This is a genomic window from Flavobacterium marginilacus (assembly GCF_026870155.1).
GTDB lineage: Bacteria > Bacteroidota > Bacteroidia > Flavobacteriales > Flavobacteriaceae > Flavobacterium > Flavobacterium marginilacus.
In genome coordinates, this window is record NZ_CP113975.1 from 4,794,060 (window position 1) to 4,818,290 (window position 24,231).

At 35.6% G+C, this 24,231-nt stretch carries 19 protein-coding genes; 16 read left to right on the plus strand and 3 right to left on the minus strand.

Features of this window, described 5'->3' with window-relative positions:
* Nucleotides 1–104: 104 nt before the first annotated feature.
* Complete coding sequence (locus OZP07_RS20025) at nt 105–3,173, minus strand: leucine--tRNA ligase (RefSeq protein ID WP_281638492.1); 3,069 nt, start codon at nt 3,171–3,173, stop codon at nt 105–107.
* A gap of 702 nt (nt 3,174–3,875) precedes the next feature.
* Between OZP07_RS20025 and OZP07_RS20030 the strand changes: the two genes are divergently transcribed.
* The 13 genes from OZP07_RS20030 to truB all read left to right on the plus strand — a co-directional run bounded on the left by OZP07_RS20030 (nt 3,876) and on the right by truB (nt 16,639).
* Complete coding sequence (locus OZP07_RS20030) at nt 3,876–4,223, plus strand: winged helix-turn-helix domain-containing protein (RefSeq protein ID WP_281636486.1); 348 nt, start codon at nt 3,876–3,878, stop codon at nt 4,221–4,223.
* A 115-nt stretch (nt 4,224–4,338) separates the two neighbouring features.
* Nucleotides 4,339–6,900, plus strand: a complete 2,562-nt coding sequence (locus OZP07_RS20035) for a TonB-dependent receptor (protein ID WP_281636487.1) — start codon at nt 4,339–4,341, stop codon at nt 6,898–6,900.
* Nucleotides 6,901–7,191: 291 nt separating this feature from the next.
* The gene (locus tag OZP07_RS20040; RefSeq protein ID WP_281636488.1) at nt 7,192–9,186 is read left to right on the plus strand and encodes a TonB-dependent receptor plug domain-containing protein; all 1,995 of its coding nucleotides are present in this window, start codon (nt 7,192–7,194) and stop codon (nt 9,184–9,186) included.
* Between the two features lie 73 nt (nt 9,187–9,259).
* The gene (locus OZP07_RS20045) at nt 9,260–10,363 is read left to right on the plus strand and encodes a cytochrome-c peroxidase (RefSeq protein ID WP_281636489.1); all 1,104 of its coding nucleotides are present in this window, start codon (nt 9,260–9,262) and stop codon (nt 10,361–10,363) included.
* A gap of 2 nt (nt 10,364–10,365) precedes the next feature.
* On the plus strand, nt 10,366–10,881 hold the full coding sequence (locus OZP07_RS20050) for a molybdopterin-dependent oxidoreductase (RefSeq protein ID WP_194641503.1): 516 nt from the start codon (nt 10,366–10,368) through the stop codon (nt 10,879–10,881).
* Nucleotides 10,882–10,928: 47 nt separating this feature from the next.
* Nucleotides 10,929–11,696, plus strand: a complete 768-nt coding sequence (gene modA, locus OZP07_RS20055; protein ID WP_281636490.1) for a molybdate ABC transporter substrate-binding protein — start codon at nt 10,929–10,931, stop codon at nt 11,694–11,696.
* Nucleotides 11,697–11,767: 71 nt separating this feature from the next.
* Nucleotides 11,768–12,169: a TOBE domain-containing protein gene (locus tag OZP07_RS20060; protein WP_281636491.1), complete on the plus strand. Its 402-nt coding sequence runs from the start codon at nt 11,768–11,770 to the stop codon at nt 12,167–12,169.
* Nucleotides 12,162–12,839: a molybdate ABC transporter permease subunit gene (gene modB, locus OZP07_RS20065; protein ID WP_194641500.1), complete on the plus strand. Its 678-nt coding sequence runs from the start codon at nt 12,162–12,164 to the stop codon at nt 12,837–12,839. The genes OZP07_RS20060 and modB overlap by 8 nt, the downstream gene beginning before the upstream one ends.
* Complete coding sequence (locus OZP07_RS20070; RefSeq protein WP_281636492.1) at nt 12,836–13,711, plus strand: sulfate/molybdate ABC transporter ATP-binding protein; 876 nt, start codon at nt 12,836–12,838, stop codon at nt 13,709–13,711. The genes modB and OZP07_RS20070 overlap by 4 nt, the downstream gene beginning before the upstream one ends.
* 164 nt (nt 13,712–13,875) lie before the next feature.
* Nucleotides 13,876–14,751 carry a cell division protein FtsX gene (locus OZP07_RS20075; RefSeq protein ID WP_281636493.1) on the plus strand — a complete coding sequence of 292 codons (876 nt, stop codon included), beginning with the start codon at nt 13,876–13,878 and terminating at the stop codon, nt 14,749–14,751.
* A 51-nt stretch (nt 14,752–14,802) separates the two neighbouring features.
* Nucleotides 14,803–15,051, plus strand: coding sequence for a DUF3098 domain-containing protein (locus tag OZP07_RS20080; RefSeq protein WP_194641497.1), 249 nt, complete (start codon nt 14,803–14,805; stop codon nt 15,049–15,051).
* 92 nt (nt 15,052–15,143) lie between these two features.
* Nucleotides 15,144–15,941 (plus strand): undecaprenyl-diphosphate phosphatase, encoded by a 798-nt coding sequence (locus OZP07_RS20085; protein ID WP_281636494.1) that lies wholly within the window; start codon nt 15,144–15,146, stop codon nt 15,939–15,941.
* The gene (gene truB / locus OZP07_RS20090; protein WP_281636495.1) at nt 15,941–16,639 is read left to right on the plus strand and encodes a tRNA pseudouridine(55) synthase TruB; all 699 of its coding nucleotides are present in this window, start codon (nt 15,941–15,943) and stop codon (nt 16,637–16,639) included. Before OZP07_RS20085 ends, truB begins: the two co-directional genes overlap by 1 nt.
* Before the next feature lie 327 nt (nt 16,640–16,966).
* Here the strand turns inward: truB and OZP07_RS20095 are convergent, their stop codons facing one another.
* A complete protein-coding gene (locus tag OZP07_RS20095; protein ID WP_281636496.1) occupies nt 16,967–17,584 on the minus strand; it encodes a thioredoxin family protein in 618 nt (205 codons plus the stop codon).
* 476 nt (nt 17,585–18,060) lie between these two features.
* On the opposite strand from OZP07_RS20095, the gene pyrH reads away from it, so the two are divergent.
* The 3 genes from pyrH to OZP07_RS20110 all read left to right on the plus strand — a co-directional run bounded on the left by pyrH (nt 18,061) and on the right by OZP07_RS20110 (nt 22,024).
* Complete coding sequence (pyrH, locus tag OZP07_RS20100; RefSeq protein WP_194641493.1) at nt 18,061–18,768, plus strand: UMP kinase; 708 nt, start codon at nt 18,061–18,063, stop codon at nt 18,766–18,768.
* Between the two features lie 73 nt (nt 18,769–18,841).
* Nucleotides 18,842–19,405, plus strand: a complete 564-nt coding sequence (gene frr, locus OZP07_RS20105; RefSeq protein WP_194641492.1) for a ribosome recycling factor — start codon at nt 18,842–18,844, stop codon at nt 19,403–19,405.
* A 120-nt stretch (nt 19,406–19,525) separates the two neighbouring features.
* Nucleotides 19,526–22,024, plus strand: coding sequence for a DUF5686 family protein (locus OZP07_RS20110; RefSeq protein ID WP_281636497.1), 2,499 nt, complete (start codon nt 19,526–19,528; stop codon nt 22,022–22,024).
* Nucleotides 22,025–22,116: 92 nt separating this feature from the next.
* On the opposite strand, the gene OZP07_RS20115 is transcribed toward OZP07_RS20110, so the two are convergent.
* Nucleotides 22,117–24,150, minus strand: a complete 2,034-nt coding sequence (locus OZP07_RS20115; RefSeq protein WP_281636498.1) for a protein-disulfide reductase DsbD family protein — start codon at nt 24,148–24,150, stop codon at nt 22,117–22,119.
* Nucleotides 24,151–24,231 lie beyond the last annotated feature (81 nt).

Below are 24,231 nucleotides of genomic sequence, written 5' to 3' on the forward strand. Positions count from 1 at the left end.
AATAAAAAAAATCCAAATCCCAACAACAGTTGAAATTTGGATTCTTAAAATATTTAATAAATCAGTTGCATTAACAATTAACAACTAACCATTTACAATTAATATTATCCTACCAAATTGATAATTTTCCCTGGAACGATAATCACCTTGTTTGGTGTTTTTCCATCCAGTTGTTTGATGGTTCTTTCGTCTTTCATAACGATTTCCTCAATTTGTTCCTTGGTTAAATCCAAAGGCAATTTGATAGTGAAACGCATTTTTCCGTTGAAAGACACCGGATATTCTTTTTCGCTTTCCACCAAATGCTTCTCTTCAAAAACAGGGAATGGAACCGTTGCAATCGAACCTTCATTTCCTAACAACGACCACAATTCCTCAGCGATATGAGGCGCATAAGGCGAAATCACAACCGCCAACGGCTCTAAAATCGCACGCGAATGACAGTTTTGAGCTGACAATTCATTCACACAAATCATGAACTGCGAAACCGAAGTATTGAAAGAGAAATTCTCAATATCATCAGCGACTTTCTTGATGGTTTTGTGTAACGATTTTAGGTTGTCTTTGGTTGGTTCGTCGTTATTTACAATTAAACCATTTTCATCAAAATACAAACGCCATAATTTTTTAAGGAAACCGAAAACTCCCGAAATTCCGGCAGTATTCCAAGGCTTTGCCTGCTCCAATGGTCCTAAGAACATCTCGTATAAACGCAAGGTATCGGCACCATATTCCGCACAAATATCATCAGGCGTTACTACATTGTATTTTGATTTTGACATTTTTTCAACTTCACTATCTACAATGAAATTATTTTCATTTAGAATAACTGAATCTCCAAAAAATGAATTATAAGAATCCCATTTTTTAAACTTATCCAATATCAATTCTCCTTTACTTGAAACATAATTAACTGGAATGTTATATGGTCTCGCTGAATGAATACTAACCGAAAGATTGCTCTTATTTGTTTCATAAATTTCCTTTTCATCTGTATCAATTAGAGAAATCACTAAATCGACAAATTTTTCATAACTATCATTTTCTAGTGTTTCGTGCGAAAGAATTATAGGTTTTATCAAATCAAATTCTTTTGATTGAAAATTATCACTTTGTAAAACAACAGTATCAAGTTTTAAGACTTTAGCACTCATCCCCAAAATCATTCCCTGATTAATCAGTTTTTTGAATGGTTCTTCGGTTGGAGCAAAACCTTTGTCTTTTAAAAATTTGTTCCAAAAACGGGAATACAATAAGTGACCTGTTGCGTGTTCGCTTCCGCCAATGTATAAATCCACGCTTTCCCAATATTTCAATGCGTCTTGACTAGCAAACTCCCCCTCATTTTGCGCATCCATATAACGCATCCAGTACCATGAACTTCCAGCCCAACCCGGCATGGTGTTCAATTCCAAAGGAAAAATCGAAGTATTGTCAACCAAATCGGTATTAACTACTTTATTACTATTAGTATCCCAAGCCCAAACAGAAGCGTTTCCTAATGGAGGCAATCCGTCTTCGGTTGGCAAATATTTCTCAACTTCAGGCAAAATAATCGGCAAATGTTTATTATCGATCATTTGAGGCAAACCATTCACATAATAAACAGGAAACGGCTCTCCCCAATATCTTTGGCGGGAGAAAACGGCATCACGCAAACGGTAATTTGTTTTTCCTTTTCCTTGACCAATTTTTTCCAGTTCAGCGATAACTTTCTTGGTCGCTTCTTTATAATTCAAACCGTTCAGGAAATCTGAATTGGCAATTTCTACATTATCTTTTGAACCATAAGCCGATTCCGAAATATCAACATTCGCAAAAATGTTTTTGATTTCAGGCATTCCGTTTTGACCTTTGAAGAAATTCGCAAAAGCATAATCCCTTTCGTCTCCGCAAGGAACCGCCATTACAGCTCCTGTCCCGTAACCCGCCAAAACATAGTCGCCAATCCAAACCGGAATTGGCTCTTTTGTAAACGGATGTTCCGCATAAGCACCTGTAAAAACTCCCGAAATAGTTTTCACATCAGCCATACGCTCTCTTTCGGAACGTTTTGCTGTTTTTTCGATATAGGCATCAACTTCCGCTTTTTGCTCCAGAGTTGTAATTTGTGCCACCAATTCGTGTTCCGGTGCCAAAGTCATAAATGTAACTCCGAAAATGGTATCAGGACGGGTGGTGAAAACTTCTATAAAAGAGTCCAAAGTCGAAGGTCCAAAGTCTGAAAGTGTAGCTCCACTTTCGACATTCGACTTTTGACTTTTGACTTTAAAAGAAACCATCGCTCCAACCGATTTTCCAATCCAGTTTCGTTGCGATTCTTTAATCGATTCGCTCCAGTCAATCGTATCCAAACCTTGTAATAAACGCTCAGCATAAGCCGAAATTCGCATACTCCATTGTGTCATTTTTTTGCGTACAACCGGAAAACCGCCACGTTCCGAAACACCGTTTACAATTTCGTCATTTGCCAAAACCGTTCCCAATCCGGGACACCAGTTCACTTCAGTCTCTGCCAAATAAGTCAATCGATACTGCAACAAAATACGCTCCTGCTCCTCTTTTACGAAAGCGTTCCATTCATCAGCAGAAAAAATTTCTATATTATCGTCGCAAACCGCGTTTACGTTTGCATTTCCTTCTGACGAAAAAACAGAAACCAAAGTCGCAATGTCTTCCGCTTTGTCGGTATCTTTATTGTACCACGAATTGAACAATTGGATAAAAATCCACTGCGTATGTTTGTAATAATCCGGGTTGGAAGTACGAACTTCACGATCCCAATCAAATGAAAATCCTATTTTATCCAACTGTTTTCTGTAACCGGCAATCACTTTTCCTTCCTTGTCCACACCTCCGTCAATGTTTACGCGCGTTGTGTCCTCAGGACGTTGCCCGGTCTGAATCGCATACTGCTCCGCAGGAAGCCCAAAACTGTCATATCCCATTGGGTGCAACACGTTAAAACCTTGGTGTCTTTTGTATCTCGAATACACATCCGAAGCGATGTATCCCAGCGGATGCCCAACGTGCAATCCCGCTCCCGATGGGTACGGAAACATGTCCAAAACATAATGTTTCGGCTTATCTGAATCATTTTTGGCCGCAAAAGTTTTGTTATCAGCCCAGTATTTTTGCCATTTGGCTTCTATTTCGTTCGGATTGTATTTCATTCCTTCTATATATTGTTTTTTAATAGAGTCATGCTTTCGCATACTCAAGTCATCTTTATAAGTTGCTAAGTTACTGAGTAACTAAGTTTCTAAGTTTTAAATTATAAAAGCGCAAATTTACGTTTATTGTGGCTTGTTACCAAAGCTTGCTTAATAGTTTTTTGGAGCAGAACATTTTATATTTTTCACAAGTTCAATCCCGCTTTTCACTGCAATCTTTTGTAGAGAGGGGTTTGAAACCCCTCTCTACAAAAGGATTTTCGTTTCAATCGGGGCTAAAATTCAGCATTTTTACATTTTTGAAATTTTCCAAAATATAATTCTTGCAAAGACTCTAAGCCACAAAGAAATCGGATTTAAGCTTTGCGCCTTCGTGTCTTTGCGAGAGTCACGGCATTCGCTTTTAAAAGTTTCTGACACGAATTACACTAATTTGCACGAATTAAGATTGCTGTTTAATTACACAAAACATTCGAAACTGTAAAAAGTTGTAAAATTTGATTTCATTTTTGATAAGAATTAGTGTTAATTGGTGAAATTCGTGTTTATCTTTTTTTAAATGCGAATGCCCTGTGCGAGAGTAGCATTGAGCACGCATCTCACAAAATAAAAAAAGCATTCTTTTGTAATAAAAAAACAAACACCCCACTTTTTATAAGTAAAAATACGTATGTTTGCAGTATGTTTTAATTAACACACCTAATGACTACAGTTAAAAAATACGACATAAAAGTCCGCCTTTGGATTGAAGAAACCGAAGGTCCATTTTTGGGTATTGGTAAAGTCTGGTTATTAGAAAATATTCAAAAAACAGGTTCAATAACTAATGCTGCCAAAGAAATGAAAATGGCATACCGTCAGGCTTGGCAGTTAGTAGAAGAAATGAACCAGCGTGCCGAAAGTCCCCTAGTCGAAAAAGTATTGGGCGGCAAAGGCGGCGGCGGAACCAAATTAACCGAAGCAGGTGAAAAAGCCATTCAGACATTTCATGAAATCGAAAAAAGGATTAAGGATTTCGCTCAAAAAGAAACCCAGAATCTGAAGTTCTAAAATTTTTTATCAATCACTATTCCTTTTTAAACATACTGAATTATTAAAACAAACAACAGCTAACTAAATCACAATTATCAGTATTCTTTTTTAAACATACTGAAAAACCATTTTTATGAAGAAAAAATTCCCCCTCATTTTACTTGCCATTGGTCTGAAAAGTTTCGCTCAATCCGGAGACTCAAAAAAAGAACAAGACACTATCAAAAAAGAAATTCTCAAAGAAGTTGTAATCTCAGCTTCCCGTACCAAAGAAACTTTTTTGCGTTCCCCCATCACCATCGAACAATTAAAATCGGCCGATGCCAAAAACTACGGTTCACCATCCAATTTTGATGCTTTAGAAAATTTAAAAAGCGTACAGGTTATCACACCCAGTTTAGGTTTCAAAGTCATAAACACCCGAGGATTTGCCAATACTACCAACGTCCGTTTTGCCCAATTAGTGGACGGAGTAGACAACCAGGCACCACACTTGGGCGCACCGATTGCGAACGCATTGGGAGCAAATGATCTTGATATCGATAAAATCGAAGTTATTCCCGGAGCTGCTTCCGCTTTATACGGAATGAATGCCAGCAACGGACTCGCAAATATCCAGACCAAAAATCCATCTCAGTATCAAGGGATTAGCATTCAGCAGTTAACTGGCGTCAACCATACCGGGAATTCAGACCGCTTTTCTCCACAGCTTTTTAGCACAACCAATCTGCGTTATGCAAAAGCTTTCAGTCCAAAACTGGCTTTCAAAGTAAACGGTTCCATCACTTCGGGAACAGATTGGGCTGCCAATAACCGAACCGATCTGGCTCCGAACATCAATGCTTCAACCAATTTATATGGAAATGATAACCCTGCTTATGACGAAGTAAATGGCTATGGAAACGAATCAGCCAACAGAAGAACGCTTACACTGAATGGAAAAAAATACGTCGTTTCCAGAACAGGTTACCGTGAAACCGATATTGCCGATTATAATATTGATAATTACAAATGGGATGCTGGTTTGTATTTCCGCCCAAAAAAAGGGCACGAATTAGCAGTGACTTACAAAGGCGCTTTAATCAACACGGTTTATCAGCGTTCGAACCGTTTTAGGCTGGACGACTATAAATTGAGCCAATATGCAGTGGATTATCATACCGATATTTTTATGGTGCGCGCTTATCTGACCCACGAAAACACCGGCAACTCATACAACATGCGATCATTGGCAGAAAATATGGACCGCGCTTTTAAATCAGATGATCAATGGTTTATTGACTATACAAAAGCCTACAACAATGCTATAACCGGCGGTTCTGCAGTTGCCGATGCCCATAAAATAGCTCAAACTGCTTCGGATCAGGGCAGATTTATTCCTGGGACTGATGCTTATGAGCAAAAGAAAGAAGAATTGGTCAACATCAACAACTGGGATATCGGTGCGGCGCTTCGCGTAAAATCGGATCTAATTCATGCAGAAGGTTTGCTGAACTGGGATAAGGCTTTTGAAGATTTTTTCAAAAAAATGGGTGCACAGCTCCTAAGTGGTTTTGATTACAGAACCTACATCATCGTTCCTGACGGGAATTATTTTATCAATCCGGAAGATCCCGGAGAAAACCTAAAATATGGCAAAACAGGCGGATTTACGCAGTTAAGTAAAGACTTTTTCGACAAAAAAATACGTTTGAGTGCCTCCATCCGTGCCGATAAAGCCGATTATTTTGACGTAAAATTTACTCCTAGAATTACCGCTGTTTATTCACCAAAAGAGGAAATTAACTTTCGCGCTTCCTACCAAAGCGGGTATAGATTCCCGAGTATTTTTGAAGGTTTTTCGAATGTAAATAGTGGTGGTGTAAAACGCGTTGGCGGATTACGCATTATGTCTGACGGAATTTTTGAAAATTCCTATACCAAAGTGTCTATTGATAAATTTCAGGCGCAGGTTACCAGTGACATCAACACACAAGGCTTAACTCAGGCACAGGCAATTGACAAAAACAAAGGACTGATTCAAAAAAATCCTTATACGTATCTGGAACCGGAATTTGTACGTTCTTATGAATTTGGATTCAGAGGCGTAGCCTTAAAAAAGAGCTTGTTCGTTGATGCCGACTTTTATTACAATAATTACGAAAATTTCATTGCACAGGTGGAAGCCAGTATTCCAAACACCAGCGATCCTGCTCAGATCCCTACGGCACTTTATTCTAAAAATACCCAAAGCCGTTACCGTTTGTGGACAAATTCTAAAAGTAAAATCTATAATTACGGAAGCAGTTTGGGATTGAAATACCGATTCAATCATATATTCTCGGCTTTAGGAAATATAACCTATTCCAAATTGGACAGAACCGACGACAAAGACGGATTGGAAGACGGTTTCAATACCCCGCAGATAATGTCGAATGGAAGCATCGTTGCCGAAAATCTATGGAAAAATCTTGGTGCAAGTGTTGGATATCATCAGCAGAACAAATATGATTATGTTTCGTTCCTTGTCAGCGGTTCTGTTCCTGCCTATTGGAGTATGGATGCCCAAACCAATTATACTTTTGCAAAACCGGGAATTACAGCCAAACTTGGAGCGACAAACCTTCTGAACAAACCGTATTATTCGATATTGGGAGGACCGCAAATTGGAGCCTTCTATTATGTTTCACTAACATGGAGTGTCGGGAAAATTTAATTCCCGGCATTTCTTTAAAACAATTAAATATATAAACCTCGCTAGTTGAAATTCGAATAAAATAAAAAATTAACCACATAGACACATAGATTAATAATGAATTGTCAAAGAATAGATAGAAATAATGTTATTTTTCACATAAACTGACTATGAGAAAAGTAAAACGTCTATCAAACTCTTTAAAGATTAGAAAATCTATGCTTCTAAGTGGTTAAAAAATCACCCTACAAAATTAAACCTTTTAAGTATCAGTATTCATTTAAAAACACACTGAAAATTAACCTTTAAAATATGAAAACAAAAATTACCTTATTTTTAGCATTACTGGCTTTAAGTTTACAAGCACAGGAAAAAACCAGCGACTCCATCTCAAAAAAAGGAGTTTTTGAACTGGGAGAAGTCCTAATTAGTACAAAAACAAAAAAAGATTCTCTCAATCGCATTGACCGAAAAACAATGGAATCCCAAAATAAAATGGATGTTTCCAGAGCTTTGAATTTATTGCCAGGTGTTACGTTAACAGCATCAGGACCAAGAAACGAATCAATGGTTTCTGTTCGTGGTTTTGATTTAAGACAGGTTCCGGTTTATATGGACGGAATTCCGGTTTATGTTCCTTATGATGGTTATGTGGATTTGGCTCGTTTTACCACTTTTGATTTAGCCAAAATTGATGTTTCAAAAGGATTTTCATCTATCATTTACGGTCCCAATTCATTAGGTGGAGCGATTAATTTAGTTTCTAGAAAACCTTCAAAAAAGTTTGAATTTGACGGTTCTTTGGGATTAATCGATACTGATGGTCAAAAAAGCAATCTTAATATTGGGTCTAACTTAGGCAAATTTTATGTACAAGGTGGTTTTTCTTATTTGGATAGAAAGTCTTATCAAATGTCCAACCATTTTGTTCCAATGAAAAACGAAGACGGTGGAGCAAGAGACAATTCCTACCGAACTGACAAAAAAGCAAGTGTAAAAATTGGCTGGACACCATCAAAAAACAGTGAATATGCTTTGGGATACATCAATCAGCAAGGAGAAAAAGGAAATCCAGTATATGCGGGAAGTGACGTTAAAAACTCCTTATTAGCAAAACCTCGTTACTGGCAATGGCCAACTTGGGATAAAGAAAGTGTTTATTTTATTTCGAACACACATTTGGATGATAAAAACAGTTTCAAGACAAGATTGTATTATGATAAATTCAAAAATTTATTAATCAGTTATGATGATGCAACTTATACTGCAATAACCAAACCGTATGCTTTCAAAAGTTATTATGATGATTACACTTATGGAGGAAATGTAGAATATGAAACTCGTTTTATCCCTAAAAACGATTTAAAATTTGCTGTTCAGTTCAAAGAAGATGTACATCGCGAACATAATGTAGGAGAACCTGTCCGTCGATTTGAGGATCAAACCATAACTATCGGATTAGAAGATATTTATAAAGTAACGGATAACTTTACTGTGATTCCAGGAGTTAGCTACAATTCCAGAGAAAATAAACAAGCTCAGGATTACAACAGTACTACAAAAGTTATTTCGGATTATTCAGATGCTGGAAAAAATGATGCAATTAATGCACAAATTGGATTATTTTATCAATTGACGGAAGCACAAAAGTTAGGCGCAACGGTTTCTCAAAAAACGAGATTTGCAACTATCAAAGACCGTTATTCTTATGGAATGGGAACTGCAATTCCAAATCCAGATTTAAAACCTGAAACGGCTTTGAACTATGAATTAAATTATAATGTACAATTTTTCGATAAAATAAACTTTCAAACGGCTCTTTTTTATAGTTCTCTGACAGATGCTATTTTGAGTGTGAGTAATGTACAGCCTGGAAAATCTCAGATGCAAAATTTTGGTGAAGCCGAATACAAAGGAATTGAAGCACAACTATCTTATATGCCAATTCAAACCTTAAATATTAGTGCTAATTATACGTATCTAGAAAGAAAAAACATAACCGATTCTACTATTCATTTTACCAATGTTCCTAATACAAAAGTCATTGGAACTGTTGAATACAGTCCTTTAAAATTATTAAAATTAATAGCCAATACCGAATTTAATTCATCCCGATACAGTACAAGTTACGGCACAACTGTTCCTGATTACACGCTATTGAATGGTTTTGTTTCCAGCAAATTTTCAAAATATTTGAGCGTAGATGCGGGTGTGAATAATATTTTTGATAGAAATTACAGCCTAGTAGAAGGGTATCCTGAAGAAGGAAGAAACTTTTTTGTAACACTTAGATTTTTTAATCTATAATCAAAAAATTAAGGGAGCGCTTTTCGGAGGCTCCCTTATTTTTTTGGTGGTTTGAAATTTTTTAAATTTTAAAATGAAACAGTCTATACTAATTTTAGGATTATTACTTACTGCGATACTCTTCGGCGCAGCCAGCAACCAAGGATCTGAATATATAGCCATCCCAACAGATCCATATGAATTTGTTTATCCTTCTAATTTTGGAAATAAAATCACAATTCCTGCTGACAATCTTACTACCAAAGAGGGCGTATATTTGGGCAGAATGCTTTTTTATGAAACCCGGCTTTCTTCTAATAACAAAGTTTCCTGTGCAACCTGTCATCAACAAAAATTAGCTTTTACAGATGGGAAACAATTTAGTCTTGGAGTTGACAATGTGCCTACTGATCGTAATTCGATGTCTTTGGCAAATTTACTTTGGGTGAATAATTTTTTCTGGGACGGACGGGCAAAAGATTTGGAAGAACAAGCAAACGGACCACTTACTAATCCCCACGAAATGGGCAATTCTGTAAATGAAGCTGTCAAAAAGCTTGAAAAAACAAAAAATTATCCTCGTTTGTTTAAACTGGTTTTTGGGACAAATGAAATTACCAGCGACCGGATTCAAAAAGCAATCGCACAATTTGAACGCACTTTAATTTCTGCGAATTCCCGCTACGATCAATATCTTAGTGAAACATATCTGCCTACAGAACAAGAGCAAAACGGAATGGACTTGTTTATGACTTCTCCAAATCCGGAAAAAAACATTCGAGGTGCGGATTGCGCTCATTGTCACGGAACTCCCAAAATGTACAAAGAGTTGTTTCATAACAATGGATTAGATATTGAACCTAAAGACATTGGTCGGGAAAAGCAAACCGGACTGCCAAATGACAAGGGCAGGTTTCGTGTGGTAACACTTCGTAACATCGCGCTCACAGCTCCTTATATGCACGATGGCAGATTCCAAACTTTAGAGGAAGTATTAGATCATTATAACGAACACATTCAGTCAAGTAAAACTTTGAGTACTTTTCTTCAAGATAGATCCAATAATCCAAATGGAAAAAATTTAGGGCTAACAGCAGAAGAGAAAAAAAACATTATTCATTTTTTAAAAATGCTGACCGATTCCACATTCATTACTAATAGGGATTTTTCTGATCCTAAAAACATTAAAAACAAATAATTATGAAATCAAAACACCAATTTATTTCTTTAGTACTATACATTTTAATCGGATGTTCTGGGAATTATGTCACAGCACAAACTCAAGTAAAAGAATCTTTTATAAAAATAGAAGGAGAAGTAACAAAGCCTTTGACACTTTATGCTTCTGATCTCGCAAAAATGAAAAGAACTGATGCTGTTTTAAAAGATCGTGACGGAAAAACAGCTGCTTATTCGGGCGTTTCAGTTTATGAAATTTTAAAATTGGCAGGCGTAACATTGGGTAAAGAACTTCACGGCGAAAATTTAAGTAAATATTTACTTGCCAGAGCTGGAGATGGGTATGAAGTACTTTTTTCATTAGCAGAAATAGATCCTGAATATACCAATCGAGTGATTATTCTGGCTGATCAAATAGATGGAAAACCTTTGCCTGCAGGAAAAGGACCTTTCCGTATCATTGTTCCCGAAGAGAATAAACCGGCCCGTTCCATGTTTGAGGTAACTAATTTTATTGTTAGATTCGCAAAGGAATAGATTTTAATTTTTTCTACGACGAATTATAAAAAAATACAATCGATATAGTGAAAAACAAATTCAATTTATTACAGCTGTTTTTAGTCTTTTTTATTTCGACTGCCATTTTGGGACAGCAAAAAGCAACCGTTGTTATTGCTGCTAATCTAAAAACTGCAATGGATTCTATTTTGAAAGTCTATAAACTGAAAAACCCGAACGAAGAAATTCAGGTTACTTATGGAGCTTCGGGAAAATTCTATGAACAGATTTCGAATGGAGCACCTTTTGATCTGTTCTTTTCTGCCGATATGAATTTCCCAAAACAATTAAAAAGTAATGGGTTTGCCGTTTCTCCAATAAAATTATATGCGATAGGACGATTGGCAATTTGGAGCAAAAAATTAGATCCGAATGTAGAAAAAATGAATTCGCTGCTGAATCCTAAAGTAAAAAAAATCGCTGTAGGAAATCCAAAAACAGCTCCTTATGGTGCCAAAACTATAGAAAGTTTAAAATATTTCAAGCTATACGATAAAATGAAAAGCAATTTAGTATTTGGCGAAAACATTGCTCAAGCAGCACAATTTGCAGCTTTTGGTGCAGCCGATATTGGAATAATCGCTTTATCAGATGCGATGTCGCCAGCAATGAAAAAAGAAAACGGAAAATATTATGTTATCCCTCAAAAAAGCCATTCGCCATTAGAGCAGGGCTGCGTAATTTTGAAACACGGCAAAGGAAATGCAGTCGCAAAGAAATTTTATGACTATATTTCGTCTGAAAAAGCAATTCAGATTTTGAATTATTATGGTTATTCACAAAACAAAAAATAATGAATTTGAACACGAATTCATTAGTGTAAATTTGTGAAATTCGTGTTAGCTTTTTTTCAATACAAACAAAAATGAACTCACTTTTAGGAAATATTACCGAAATAATAACCGAAGGCTCTTTGTCTTTGGTCAAAGTAAAAGTGCAAAATAGTGTACTGACTTCGATAGTAATTGATACTTCTGAAACAGCATCTTATCTAAAAACTGGAAATAATATAAAATTACTTTTCAAAGAAACCGAAGTTATTCTGGCTAAAAATAGCACAGGAATTATAAGCCTTCAGAATAAAATAGATTGTATTGTTGATTCATTCGAAAAGGGAACTTTGCTTTGTAAAATAAAATTGCGTTTTGGTTCTTGTAACATTGCTTCTGTAATCACAAGAACCGCTTTTGATCAGCTCGATATTAAAGAAAATGACGAAATCACCGCGATGATAAAAACCAACGAAATAAGTTTGTCGCATGATTGATTTTGAACCGATATATCTCACGCTAAAATTAGCATTCACCACGACCATAATTTTATTGATTGTAGGACTGCCATTGGCGTATTGGCTGGCGTATAGCAAAATAAAATCGAAAGTGATTATCGAAGCAATTGTAAGTTTGCCACTGGTTTTACCGCCTTCGGTTTTGGGCTTTTATTTATTGATTGCCTTTAGCCCCGAAAATGCTTTTGGGAAATTTCTGGACACTTATTTTGATATTCGGCTGGTGTTTACTTTTACAGGATTGGTCATTTCATCAGTCTTATATAGTCTGCCTTTTATGGTACAGCCCGCCCAAAGCGGCTTCAAATCAATATCCAAAAACCTGATTGATGCTTCTTATACTTTGGGAAAAAGCAAATGGCAAACCGTTTTACATGTATTACTTCCAAATATGAAAACCGCTTTGCTAACAGGAATTGTATTAACTTTTGCCCATACTATTGGCGAGTTTGGAGTCGTATTAATGGTTGGCGGAAGCATTCCAAACCAAACCAAAGTCGTTTCTATAGCCGTATTCGATGAAGTAACGGCGATGAATTATCATGCGGCCAACGTGTATTCGGCTATTTTGCTGGCTTTCTCTTTTGTTGTTTTATTGAGTGTTTATAGTATTAACCGCCGTTTCAGCAAAACAAGTCCGTTGCCATGATTGAATTTAAAATCAGTAAAAAACTGCAGTCCGCATCGGGAGAAATGATTCTGAATCTTGATTTTCAAGTGAAGGAAAATGATTTTGTGACTTTGTATGGCGCTTCAGGTTCTGGTAAAACTACGACTTTGCAAATATTGTCCGGTTTGATAAATCCAGACAAAGGAATTATTAAAGTAAATAATGCTGTTTGGTTAGACACCAATTCCAAAATAAATCTGCCTCCGCAGAAACGTAAAATTGGTTATGTTTTTCAGGATTATGCTTTGTTTCCTAATATGAGTGTTCGGGAAAATCTGACTTTTGCTTTAGAAAAAGGACAAGACAAAACCATTGTTGATGAATTGCTTCAAACGATGGAACTCGTTTCTTTGCAGCATCAAAAACCAAATCAATTATCGGGAGGACAGCAACAGCGCGTGGCTTTGGCAAGAGCTTTGGTGCGCAAACCTGATATTCTGTTATTGGACGAACCTTTGTCGGCAATTGATACCGAAATGCGTTTGAAACTGCAGGATTATCTTTTGGAAGTACATCGAAAATACAACTTGACAACCATTTTAGTCAGTCACGATATTTCCGAAATTTACAAACTTTCAGATCAGGTAATCGTTATTGAAAACGGAAAAATTGCAAAACAGGGAACGCCATCCGAAGTATTTTCGAACCATTCCAATAGCGGAAAATTTCAATTTATCGGGGAGATTTTAAAAATCGAAAAAGAAAATTTCATTTACATTGTTTCGGTTTTAATTGGAAGCAACATCGTAAAAGTAATTGCGATGGAAGAGGAAATTGAAACGCTTCGCATTGGCGAAAAAATAGTGGTTTCTTCGAAAGCATTCAATCCAATTTTGAGTAAGTTGAAATGATTTCAATATAGAATTCATGTTTACCTAACCATTGAATTAACTTAAAAAAAACATAAATTCATTGAAAAAATCATCTTTATGCCCTAAACTTAAAACTTTGACCGTCTTTAACTTCAAATTAAAGAATATGTTTATTATTTTTACCCCATAATTACAAAAAAACTATGGCTTCATCATTTGATAAATTCCAAAAACGCAGATTGCTTTCCTCTTATTTCTCTGTAGTTCTGAGTATATTCTTAGTATTATTTCTTTTAGGAATACTGGGCTTTTTCATTATAAATTCTAAAAAACTGGCTGATGATTTCAAAGAAGAAATTGCAATGACCGTGTTTTTTAAGAACGAAGCTAATGACAGTATATTGAAAGCTTTTGATCAGGAGCTAAAAACAGCCCGTTTTGCCAAATCTTTTATTTATGTTACCAAAGAAGCTGCAGCAAAACAGCATTCGGATATTATTGGTGAAGATTTTGTTACTTTTTTGGGAGAAAACCCATTGCAGAACTCTTTTGATATTCACTTAAAAGCCAATTTTGTTGAAAGAGACAGTATTGCCAAAATAGAATCGCGCTTACGCAAAAACACTATGATTTCGGATATTGTTTATGACAAACAGCTTGTAAATCTGGTTAATGACAATATTAAAAAAGTGAGTATGTGGATATTAATCGCAAGCGGTTTACTGACCATTATTGCCGTATTACTTATTAACAGCTCTTTACGATTATCAATCTATTCCAACCGATTTATCATTAAAACTATGCAGATGGTGGGTGCAACAAAATCTTTTATCCGTAAACCGTTTGTAATGCGCAGTATAAAATTAGGAATGATTGGTGCCGGTCTGGCTATTATTGCATTACTGATATTACTCATTTATCTAAACAATATGTACCCTGGTCTTGGAATTTTGGACGATAAATTAGTAGTAGCCATTGTATTAATTGCCATATTTGGAATTGGTGTATTAATCACTTGGTTAAGTACTTATTTTGCAACACAGCGTTTCTTAAATTTAAGAACAGACGATTTATACTAAATTTAAAATATAGGAATGAGATTACTTCATTCCTTGCAATGATAATTGAAAATGAAAAACAACGAAGAAAACAAACACGAATTCCTTTTTGAAAAAGTAAACTATAAAATTCTATTTATTGGAATTGCTGTTATAGTTCTCGGATTTATATTAATGTCTGGAGGCAGCAGTGACGACCCAAATGTTTTCAATGAAGATATTTTCAACTTTAGAAGAATCCGTCTGGCACCAACAACAGTACTAATTGGTTTTGGAATTACTATTTATGCTATTCTTAAAAATCCAAAAAAAGATCAATAGATAACTAGACAAATTAGATTATTAGACAGTTTTGACTTCTAAAAAATCTAAGATATCTAAACTTCTAAAAGTCCAATAATCTAAAAATCCAAATGAATACACTACAAGCTATCGTTCTTGCTATTATCGAAGGAATTACTGAATTTCTGCCTGTTTCTTCTACCGGTCACATGATTATTGCTTCTTCTTTTTTTGGAATTGCGCATGACGATTTCACTAAACTTTTTACTATTGTAATTCAGCTTGGAGCGATTTTATCAGTTGTGATTTTGTATTTCAAGCGTTTTTTTCAATCCTTTGATTTTTACTTCAAATTATTAGTCGCTTTTATTCCGGCTGTTGTTTTTGGTTTACTTTTCAGTAAAAAAATTGATGCTTTGCTTGAAAATCCTGTAACAGTTGCTGTTTCATTATTGATAGGCGGTGTAATTTTATTAAAAGTTGACGAATGGTTTAATAATCCAGACACTTCTGAAACTTCAAATGAAATCACTTATCTTCAGGCTTTAAAAATTGGTTTGTTCCAATGCCTTGCGATGATTCCGGGAGTTTCAAGAAGCGGTGCTTCTATTGTCGGCGGAATGTCACAAAAACTTTCTCGAACTTCTGCAGCAGAATTCTCCTTCTTTCTTGCTGTTCCTACCATGCTGGGAGCTACGGCAAAAAAATGCTATGATTATTATAAAGACGGATTTATACTAACTGATGACCAGATTAATTTACTGGTTATTGGAAATATTGTCGCTTTCATTGTTGCTCTTTTGGCAATTAAAAGCTTCATTGGATTTTTGACAAAAAACGGTTTTAAAGTTTTTGGCTACTACCGAATCATTGCTGGAATCGTATTGCTTGCAATTCACTACTTCATTCATCCTTTGACTATAATTTAATGACTGCCGAAGATTTTTTAAACGGTCAGGTTCTCTTAATTGACAAACCGCTGCATTTTACTTCTTTTCAGGCAGTAAACAAAATCAAATATGCGCTGATCAATAAGGCTGGGCTTCCAAAAAAATTCAAAATTGGACATGCCGGCACTTTAGACCCATTAGCATCCGGGCTGTTATTAATCTGTACTGGTAAATTCACCAAAAACATATCCGAACTGCAGGGTCAGGTAAAAGAATATACAGGCACTTTTTATATTGGAGCCACAACGCCTTCTTACGATTTAGAAACAGAAGTTGACCAAACTTTCGACACTTCAGATATAGACGATTCACTGATTCACGAAACGGTAAAACAGTTTTTAGGAGAAATTGATCAAAAACCACCTATTTTTTCGGCTATTAAAAAAGACGGTGTCCGTCTGTATGAACACGCAAGAGCTGGCGAAATAATAGAAATTGCTTCAAGGAAAACTACCATTCATGAATTTGAAATCACCCGCATAGCGCTTCCTGAAGTTGATTTTAGAGTTGTCTGCAGTAAGGGAACTTACATTCGTTCCTTGGCTTATGATTTTGGAAAAGCCATGAATTCTGGTTCACACTTAACCGTTTTAAGAAGAACTAAAATTGGCGATTATAATGTAGCCGATGCCATTGATGTGAATGATTTTGTAAATACGCTGATTCCAAAACAATAAATTTGAACTCCAAATATTTATCCTAATAAAAAACACATTACAAATACACAAATTCGATTTATAATGTGTTTTTATAATTTAAGCAGTGTTTATGAACACTTTTTCCCATTTACATTCACTATCTGTTAATAATGAGTTGCACTATCATTCCCAAATAGCAACTGTGTAACATAGTCATAAAACTTTTCAAACAGCTTTTTCATAACGTAGTTTTTTAAATAGTTGAACAATATTTAAATACTCCAATAAAAAAAAGTAAATCAAAAAATAATAGATCTGGTAATCAGGCACTAAGATACATTTTTTTATTATAAAAAAAAATTATCCTTATAAACAAACACATTTTTTTATAGAAAACATCATCTCGACAACTTCTTCCTGCACAGACAGCCCTTTATCTTTTAGATACCATAACTGCAGCTGTGCTTTGCCCTCTTCATTTATTGTCCCAAATTGTTTTTTATAATTTACAATTAAATCTGTAGCTCCTTTTGGTCTTGGTCCCCAATCACTGCAGACTTTTCCAAATTCTTTGTCGATGACCAGAAGTTTTGGAATTGCTCTTCCTCCATTGGTTAAATATTGATTCATCAGGTCATCATTAGCATCCCTGAAAATAATCTTTAATTTTATTTTATCCGATTCGCTGGCCATTTTATTTAATATCGGTAAAATTTGGGCTGCATCACCACACCATCCTTCGGCTATGACTAACCAAATATATTCTTTTTTTAATGTTTTCAGTTTCGTGCTGATATGCTCAAAAACAGTTATAGTTTTGTCCAGACGTTTTATCCTTGCTTCGTTCAAAGCACTATAATTCAACAGGTCAAGCGACTGTTCATTTCCTGTTGACTTGCCTTCTGACAGCAGATCGCTTACAATTTTCTTATATTCAGAATAGGAATAACTATTAAATAATGCTCTAGCTACCAAACTTTTCATTTATCTGAAATTTAATTTTTAATCAAAGAAATTCACATATTGTTATTGAATAATGGCAACCTATTTCATCGTTTTTTCGTGATTACTTTACCGTTGTCTCAACAACAATATGTTCCTTTCATATACAAGTTTATCTGAAACAAATTTAGAGATATGATTATCCTTAAAATGTGATAAAAATCATCCCACAGCAAATAAAATACATTATAATTATAGTCATCAGACAGTTAAAACCTCAATTTTATTCCTTCGAAACACATTTAAAAAACAATAAAATTAGGACAGAATATATTTTAGCATTGGAAAGAAATCTGTAAAAAATCTCAAAAAAACTTAATTTAAATATTTAGGAACTCTATTTTCAAAAAAAACAGAATATGTCTATATTTGCACAAATTTCGCAGCATTGAACCCAAACGAGTGATGCAGATTTACTTTCGACAAATGAAAGGAAACCTTAAAAACAAAATTGACTGATGAAATACAAAAGAATCCTTCTGAAATTAAGTGGTGAAGCTTTAATGGGTGATCTGCAATATGGTATTGACCCGAAACGATTGGCAGAATATGCCGATGAAATCAAGCAGCTTCATAATACAGGAGTTGAAATCGCTATAGTAATTGGTGGAGGAAACATTTTTAGAGGTGTTGCGGGAGCCAGTAAAGGAATGGACAGAGTGCAGGGAGATTACATGGGAATGCTTGCAACTGTAATTAACGGAATGGCTTTACAAGGCGCTATTGAAGACAAGGGAATAAAAACCCGTTTACAGACAGCTTTAAAGATAGAATCCATCGCAGAACCTTATATCAAAAGAAGAGCGGATCGTCACTTAGAAAAAGGAAGAATTGTAATTTTTGGTGCCGGAACAGGAAACCCTTATTTTACTACAGACACAGCAGCTGTTCTGCGCGGTATCGAAATCAATGCAGATGTTATTTTAAAAGGTACCCGTGTTGACGGAGTTTATGATTGTGATCCTGAAAAGAATGCCAATGCAGTAAAATATGATTTCATCTCATTTGATGATGTTTTAAGCAAAGGACTGAATGTAATGGACACTACAGCTTTTACTTTGAGTCAGGAAAACAAATTGCCAATTGTCGTTTTTGACATGAATAAATCGGGAAACCTATTGAAAATTTGTGAAGGAGAAAATATTGGAACAGTAGTTAATATATAGTTAGCAGCAGTCAGTTTTTAGATAGCAGTATAGCAATCTGGAAACTGAAATCTGAAATCTAAAAATCTAAATCATGACTGAAGAAATTGAATTTATATTAGACAGCACCGAAGAATCGATGAATGGCTCTCTTGAACATTTAGAGAAAGCTTTTTTAAATATTCGCGCAGGTAAAGCATCGCCTGCAATGCTGGGAAGTGTTTTTGTAGATTATTATGGATCTGCATCGCCTTTGTCTCAAGTGTCAAAAATCAGCGTTCCTGATGCCAGAACAATCACTTTGCAGCCTTTTGAAAAAAACATGCTGCATCCGATAGAGAAAGCGATTATGATTGCCAATTTAGGTTTTAACCCGATGAACAACGGTGACGTAATCATTATCAGTGTTCCTCCTTTAACAGAAGACAGAAGACGCGAACTTGCCAAACAAGCTAAATCAGAGTCAGAAGATGCTAAAATTGGTGTTAGAAACGCTCGAAAAGATGCCAATACCGATATCAAAAAATTAGAGAAAGAAGGAACTTCAGAAGATATCTGCAAAAGTGCCGAAGAACAAGTTCAAAACTTAACCAATTCTTTTATTAAAAAAATTGACGAACTTCTAGCAGTGAAAGAAGCCGAAATAATGAAAGTATAATCTTTCGCCAAAAAATAAAGAAATCTGTCAAGTTCAATAGGAACACGACAGATTTTTTTTATACCTTTTTTACGAGTACAAACTAAAACCGAATCTCTTTTTTTGTAACAAAACGTTTTTATGAAGCACTGTGTTTTATTGTTCTTCTTTTTTACGCTTTCGCTAAAGGCACAATTTCAGGTAAACGGAATTGTAAAAGATGCTGCAAGCCAAAAAGGACTTCCCTTTGCCTCTATTGTTTCAAATGAAGGTTCGAGCAGTATATCGGATGTTGACGGAAAATTTAGTATATCTTCCAAAAACAAAATTTCGTCTCTTACCGTTTCTTATGTAGGATATCAGAAAAAAACAATTACCGTTACCGACGGCCAATTGTTTTACAAAATATTGTTACAGCAAAAAACAGACTACCTCAATGAAGTCCGAATTTCAAATATCAATCCAGCATTGGCCATTATAAAAAAAGCCATTCAGAATAAAACGCAGAACAATCCTCAAGAAAGGCTGAAAAGCTATGAATACAAATCCTATAACAAACTTATAGTTACAGCCAATCCAGACTCCATCAACGGATCAATAGACTCTGTTTTTGTAACCAATTCATTTGAAACTTATCTAAAAGAACTGGATTCTACCGATTATAAATTCAAACAGCTTATCAAAAAACAGCATTTGTTTCAAACAGAGAAAGTATCAAAATTTCAATTTGACGGTAAAAGACTAAAAGAGACCATTCTGGGTACAAAAATGGCAGGATTCAAACAGCCTGTTTACGAAATCCTAACATTTAATCTTCAGTCTTACTCCATATACGATCCAAAATATGAGCTTTTTGAAACCAAATACAACAGCCCAATAGCAGATAATGCATTAAACGACTACAACTACAAACTGCTGGATACAGTGGCCGTAAACGGCCGAAATACTTACATGATTCATTTCAAAAACAAAAAAAAGACAAAAGCTGCTGGTCTGGAAGGAATCCTGTATATCGATGAGATAAATTATGCCGTCGCAAAAGCAATTATCCGCATCAAAGGCATATTAGACATTAGCAGCGTGCATGAATTTGAATTTATCCCAGAGAAATATTTATGGTTTCCTACCATAACAACGTTTAAAATAGTAAAAGGAACTAATGATGACGACATCAAAATTCTGGGTGGCACTATTCAGTTCGACGGTGATATTGAAGAAGACCTTACGCCCAGAAAAAGAAGTGAAACCGATTATATTTACCTGCTTTCCAAAACAACCAATTTCGACATTCAGTACACAACGCCTGTAGCGATTAAAAAACCCATAGTTCAGGTCGAAATTAAGGATAATGCAATAAATAAGCCTGAAAGCTTTTGGACTGAATTCCGAAAAGACAGTCTGGACAGCCGAAGCGAAAAAACCTATTTATCGCTGGACAGCATTTCGATAAAAAAAAGAATTGAAAGAAAACTGAATTTTGGCCGAAAAATACTTACAGGTTACCTTCCTTTCAGCTTTTGGGATTTCGATCTGCGAAAAATACTAAGCTACAATAATTATGAAGGACTGAGGCTGGGCTTTGGCGGTACAACCAATGATTTTTTATCCAAAAAATACCGTTTGGAAGGATATGCTGCTTACGGACTTCGGGATCATAACTTCAAATACAATGCAGGAGTCAGTGCCAGAGTGGATAAATTCTCGAATACCTGGATCGGAGCAAGCTATACCGATGATCTTCGGGACATCGCAAGCACTGATTATGCCGTTGATAAAAAAGCATTCAAAATTTATGACCCGCGCACGATAAACTTCAACACTTTTTACAGATATGAACGCTGGAGAATTGCTTTGGAAAGCCGGATTATCCCAAAAACAGAAAGTGTTCTGGCACTGGCCAATACTTTTGTAACGCCGCAATTTGATTACACGTACATCCTCAACGGCACTTCCTACCATAGTTACACGATGACTACGGCAACGCTTTCTTTGAGATGGAACCCAAGAAGCGATTATATGCAGACTCCAAGCGGGCGGATTGAGGCTGAAAAAAGGTTTCCAAAATTTACATTGCAGCTGACGCAGTCCATACCAGAGGTACTTAAGAATGATTTTAGTTTTACCAAAATTGATTTTAAGGCCGATTATCAAATCAAATATTTAAATGGCCAGAGAACCTCTTTACTGCTTGAAGCCGGCTGTGGCTTTGGCGATATACCGCTTCCACAGCTGTACAGCAACTCACCAAACAATCTCAACCAGGAAACCATTTTTAAGAGAATTACTTTTGCGGGCAAAAACAGTTTTGAAACCATGTATTTCAACGAATTTTTCTCCAGTGAATTTATGTCCTTTCAATTCAAGCATGGTTTCAGCAGAATATTTCTTTTCAAAAAAATAAAACCTTCCATAGATTTTGTAAGCCGAATGGCTTGGGGTAATATAAAAAACAAAGAAAACCATGCTGGCCTCAACTTTAAAACTCTGAATAAAGGCTTTTTCGAATCAGGACTGGAACTTAATCAGATCTTCAACGGATTGGGTCTTGGAGGTTATTACCGTTATGGACCAAATCATCTAAGCGAGGTAAAAGACAATATCGCAGTAAAACTGACTTTTATTCTTGATTTAGGGATTTAAAAACCCTGTTATTTAAAGCAGTTTATAACTGTTTGTAAACAAAAAAGGGAACAATTAAAAACTATTCCCTTTTTTATTCTTCAAATATTGATTCAGTTGAAATTAGAAATCCCATCCTGAAGCCAAAACAGATAGTTATTTATATCAGCATTATAAGCCGAAGGTTCATTTAAAGATTCTCCCGAATGATTTACTAAAACATAAAATGGCTGTGCATTTGCTTTATAAGTTTTAATCTGTAAATCGCTCCATTTATTGCCGATAGTTTTGATTTTTTTTCCAGTTGTCTGAGAAATGTATTGTTCATCTGCTGGCAGTTCCTTTTTATCATCAACATACAATGAAATCAAAACCAGCTCATTTTTCAATACATTTAAAACTTTTGAATCAGACCAGACTAATTCTTCCATTTTTCTGCAGTTCACGCAGGCATATCCAGTAAAATCTAATAGAACAGGTTTTCCTGCTTTTTTGGCAAATTCCATTCCTTTTTTATAATCATGAAAAGTGATAATATTCTGCGGACCAAATTCTGCGCCTTCCGGCAAAAGAGTATTCACTTCGTTTGAATTATTAGCACCAAAACCGTCAGGCGATTCGCTGTAATGCTTTGGCGGAGGGAAACCGCTGATTAATTTAAGAGGTGCTCCAAAAAGTCCGGGAATCAGATAAATCGTAAAACTCAAAACAAGCAATCCAAGAGTCAATCTTCCTACCGAAATATGATTTTGGGGAGAATCGTGCGGCAATGTAATTTTTCCGAACAGATAAAAAGCTAAAACTCCAAAAACAGCAATCCAGATGGCTAAGAAAACCTCCCGTTCTAACCAATGCAGCTGCAAAACCAAATCGGCATTTGATAAAAACTTAAAAGCCAAAGCCAATTCTAAAAATCCCAAAACAACTTTTACGGTATTGAGCCATCCGCCGGATTTTGGCAGCGCATTTAACCAGCCCGGAAAAGCTGCAAATAATGAAAAAGGCAGTGCAATAGCGATCGAAAATCCTAACATCCCGACAATAGGCGCTATTCCTCCTTTGGAAGCCGCTTCAACCAGCAGTGTTCCTACGATTGGTCCAGTGCAGGAAAATGATACGATTGCCAATGCTAATGCCATAAAGAAAATCCCTATGAGCCCTCCTTTGTCTGCCTGCGAGTCTACTTTATTAGCTAAGGAATTTGGCAGTATAATTTGAAAAGCTCCTAAAAACGAACACGCAAAAACTACCAATAAAATAAAGAAAATCAAGTTGAACCAAACATTTGTTGAAAGCGCATTCAAAGAATCTGCACCAAAAACCGCGGTTACAATAGACCCCAGTAAAACATAGATAATTACGATAGAAAAACCGTAAATCAGCGCATTTTTCACTCCTGCAGCTTTGGTTTTACTCTGTTTGGTAAAATAGCTCACCGTCATTGGGATCATCGGAAAAACGCAGGGCGTCAATAAAGCTGCAAATCCCGATAAAAAAGCGATAATAAAAATGCCTAAAAAACTTTTTGAATTGTTGTTTTTAAGAGGCTTTTTCACTTCCTTTTTTAATTCTGGAATCTCTGCAGCCACAGCTTTAACCGCAACAGTTTCATTAGTTTTTACAGCTGTTGAAGAATCAGCAGAAAAAATCTCCTTGAGAATTTTCTCTTCAGCTTTAACTGCAGTTACCGCTTTCGGATCTACATTAAACACAATTTCTTCATCACTGGGAGGCAGACAGTTTTCATCGTTGCAGACCATAAATCCGACTTCGGTTTTAATTGCAAACGGTTTTGTTCTGGTTACTTTAATACGCTGTTTAAACACCGTTTCTTTTTCAAAAAACTTAATCAGCATTTTAAAAACAGGATCATTAATTGTCTTGCCATTTCCTTCTTTTACTGACCCGATTAATTGAAAATCGAAACTTTTTGGAAAAGTAAAATGCGTTGGTATCGGCCCGCCGTCCAAAACATTCTGGCTGTATAAATGCCAGCCGCTTTCGATCACCGCTTTGGCCTGCAGTTCAAATTCACTGTCAGAAATCTTTACAACATCGGTTTTCCATTTCACTGGATTATAAACCTGAGCATCTACGAATATTGTAAACAGCAATAAAAAAATTACTGAAAATATAACTTTGTTCATATGATAAAAAATTTAAAATAAAGAGGGCTGAATAGCAATAAAACAGCCCTCAATACAATTCCACTAAAAAAACTAAATCAG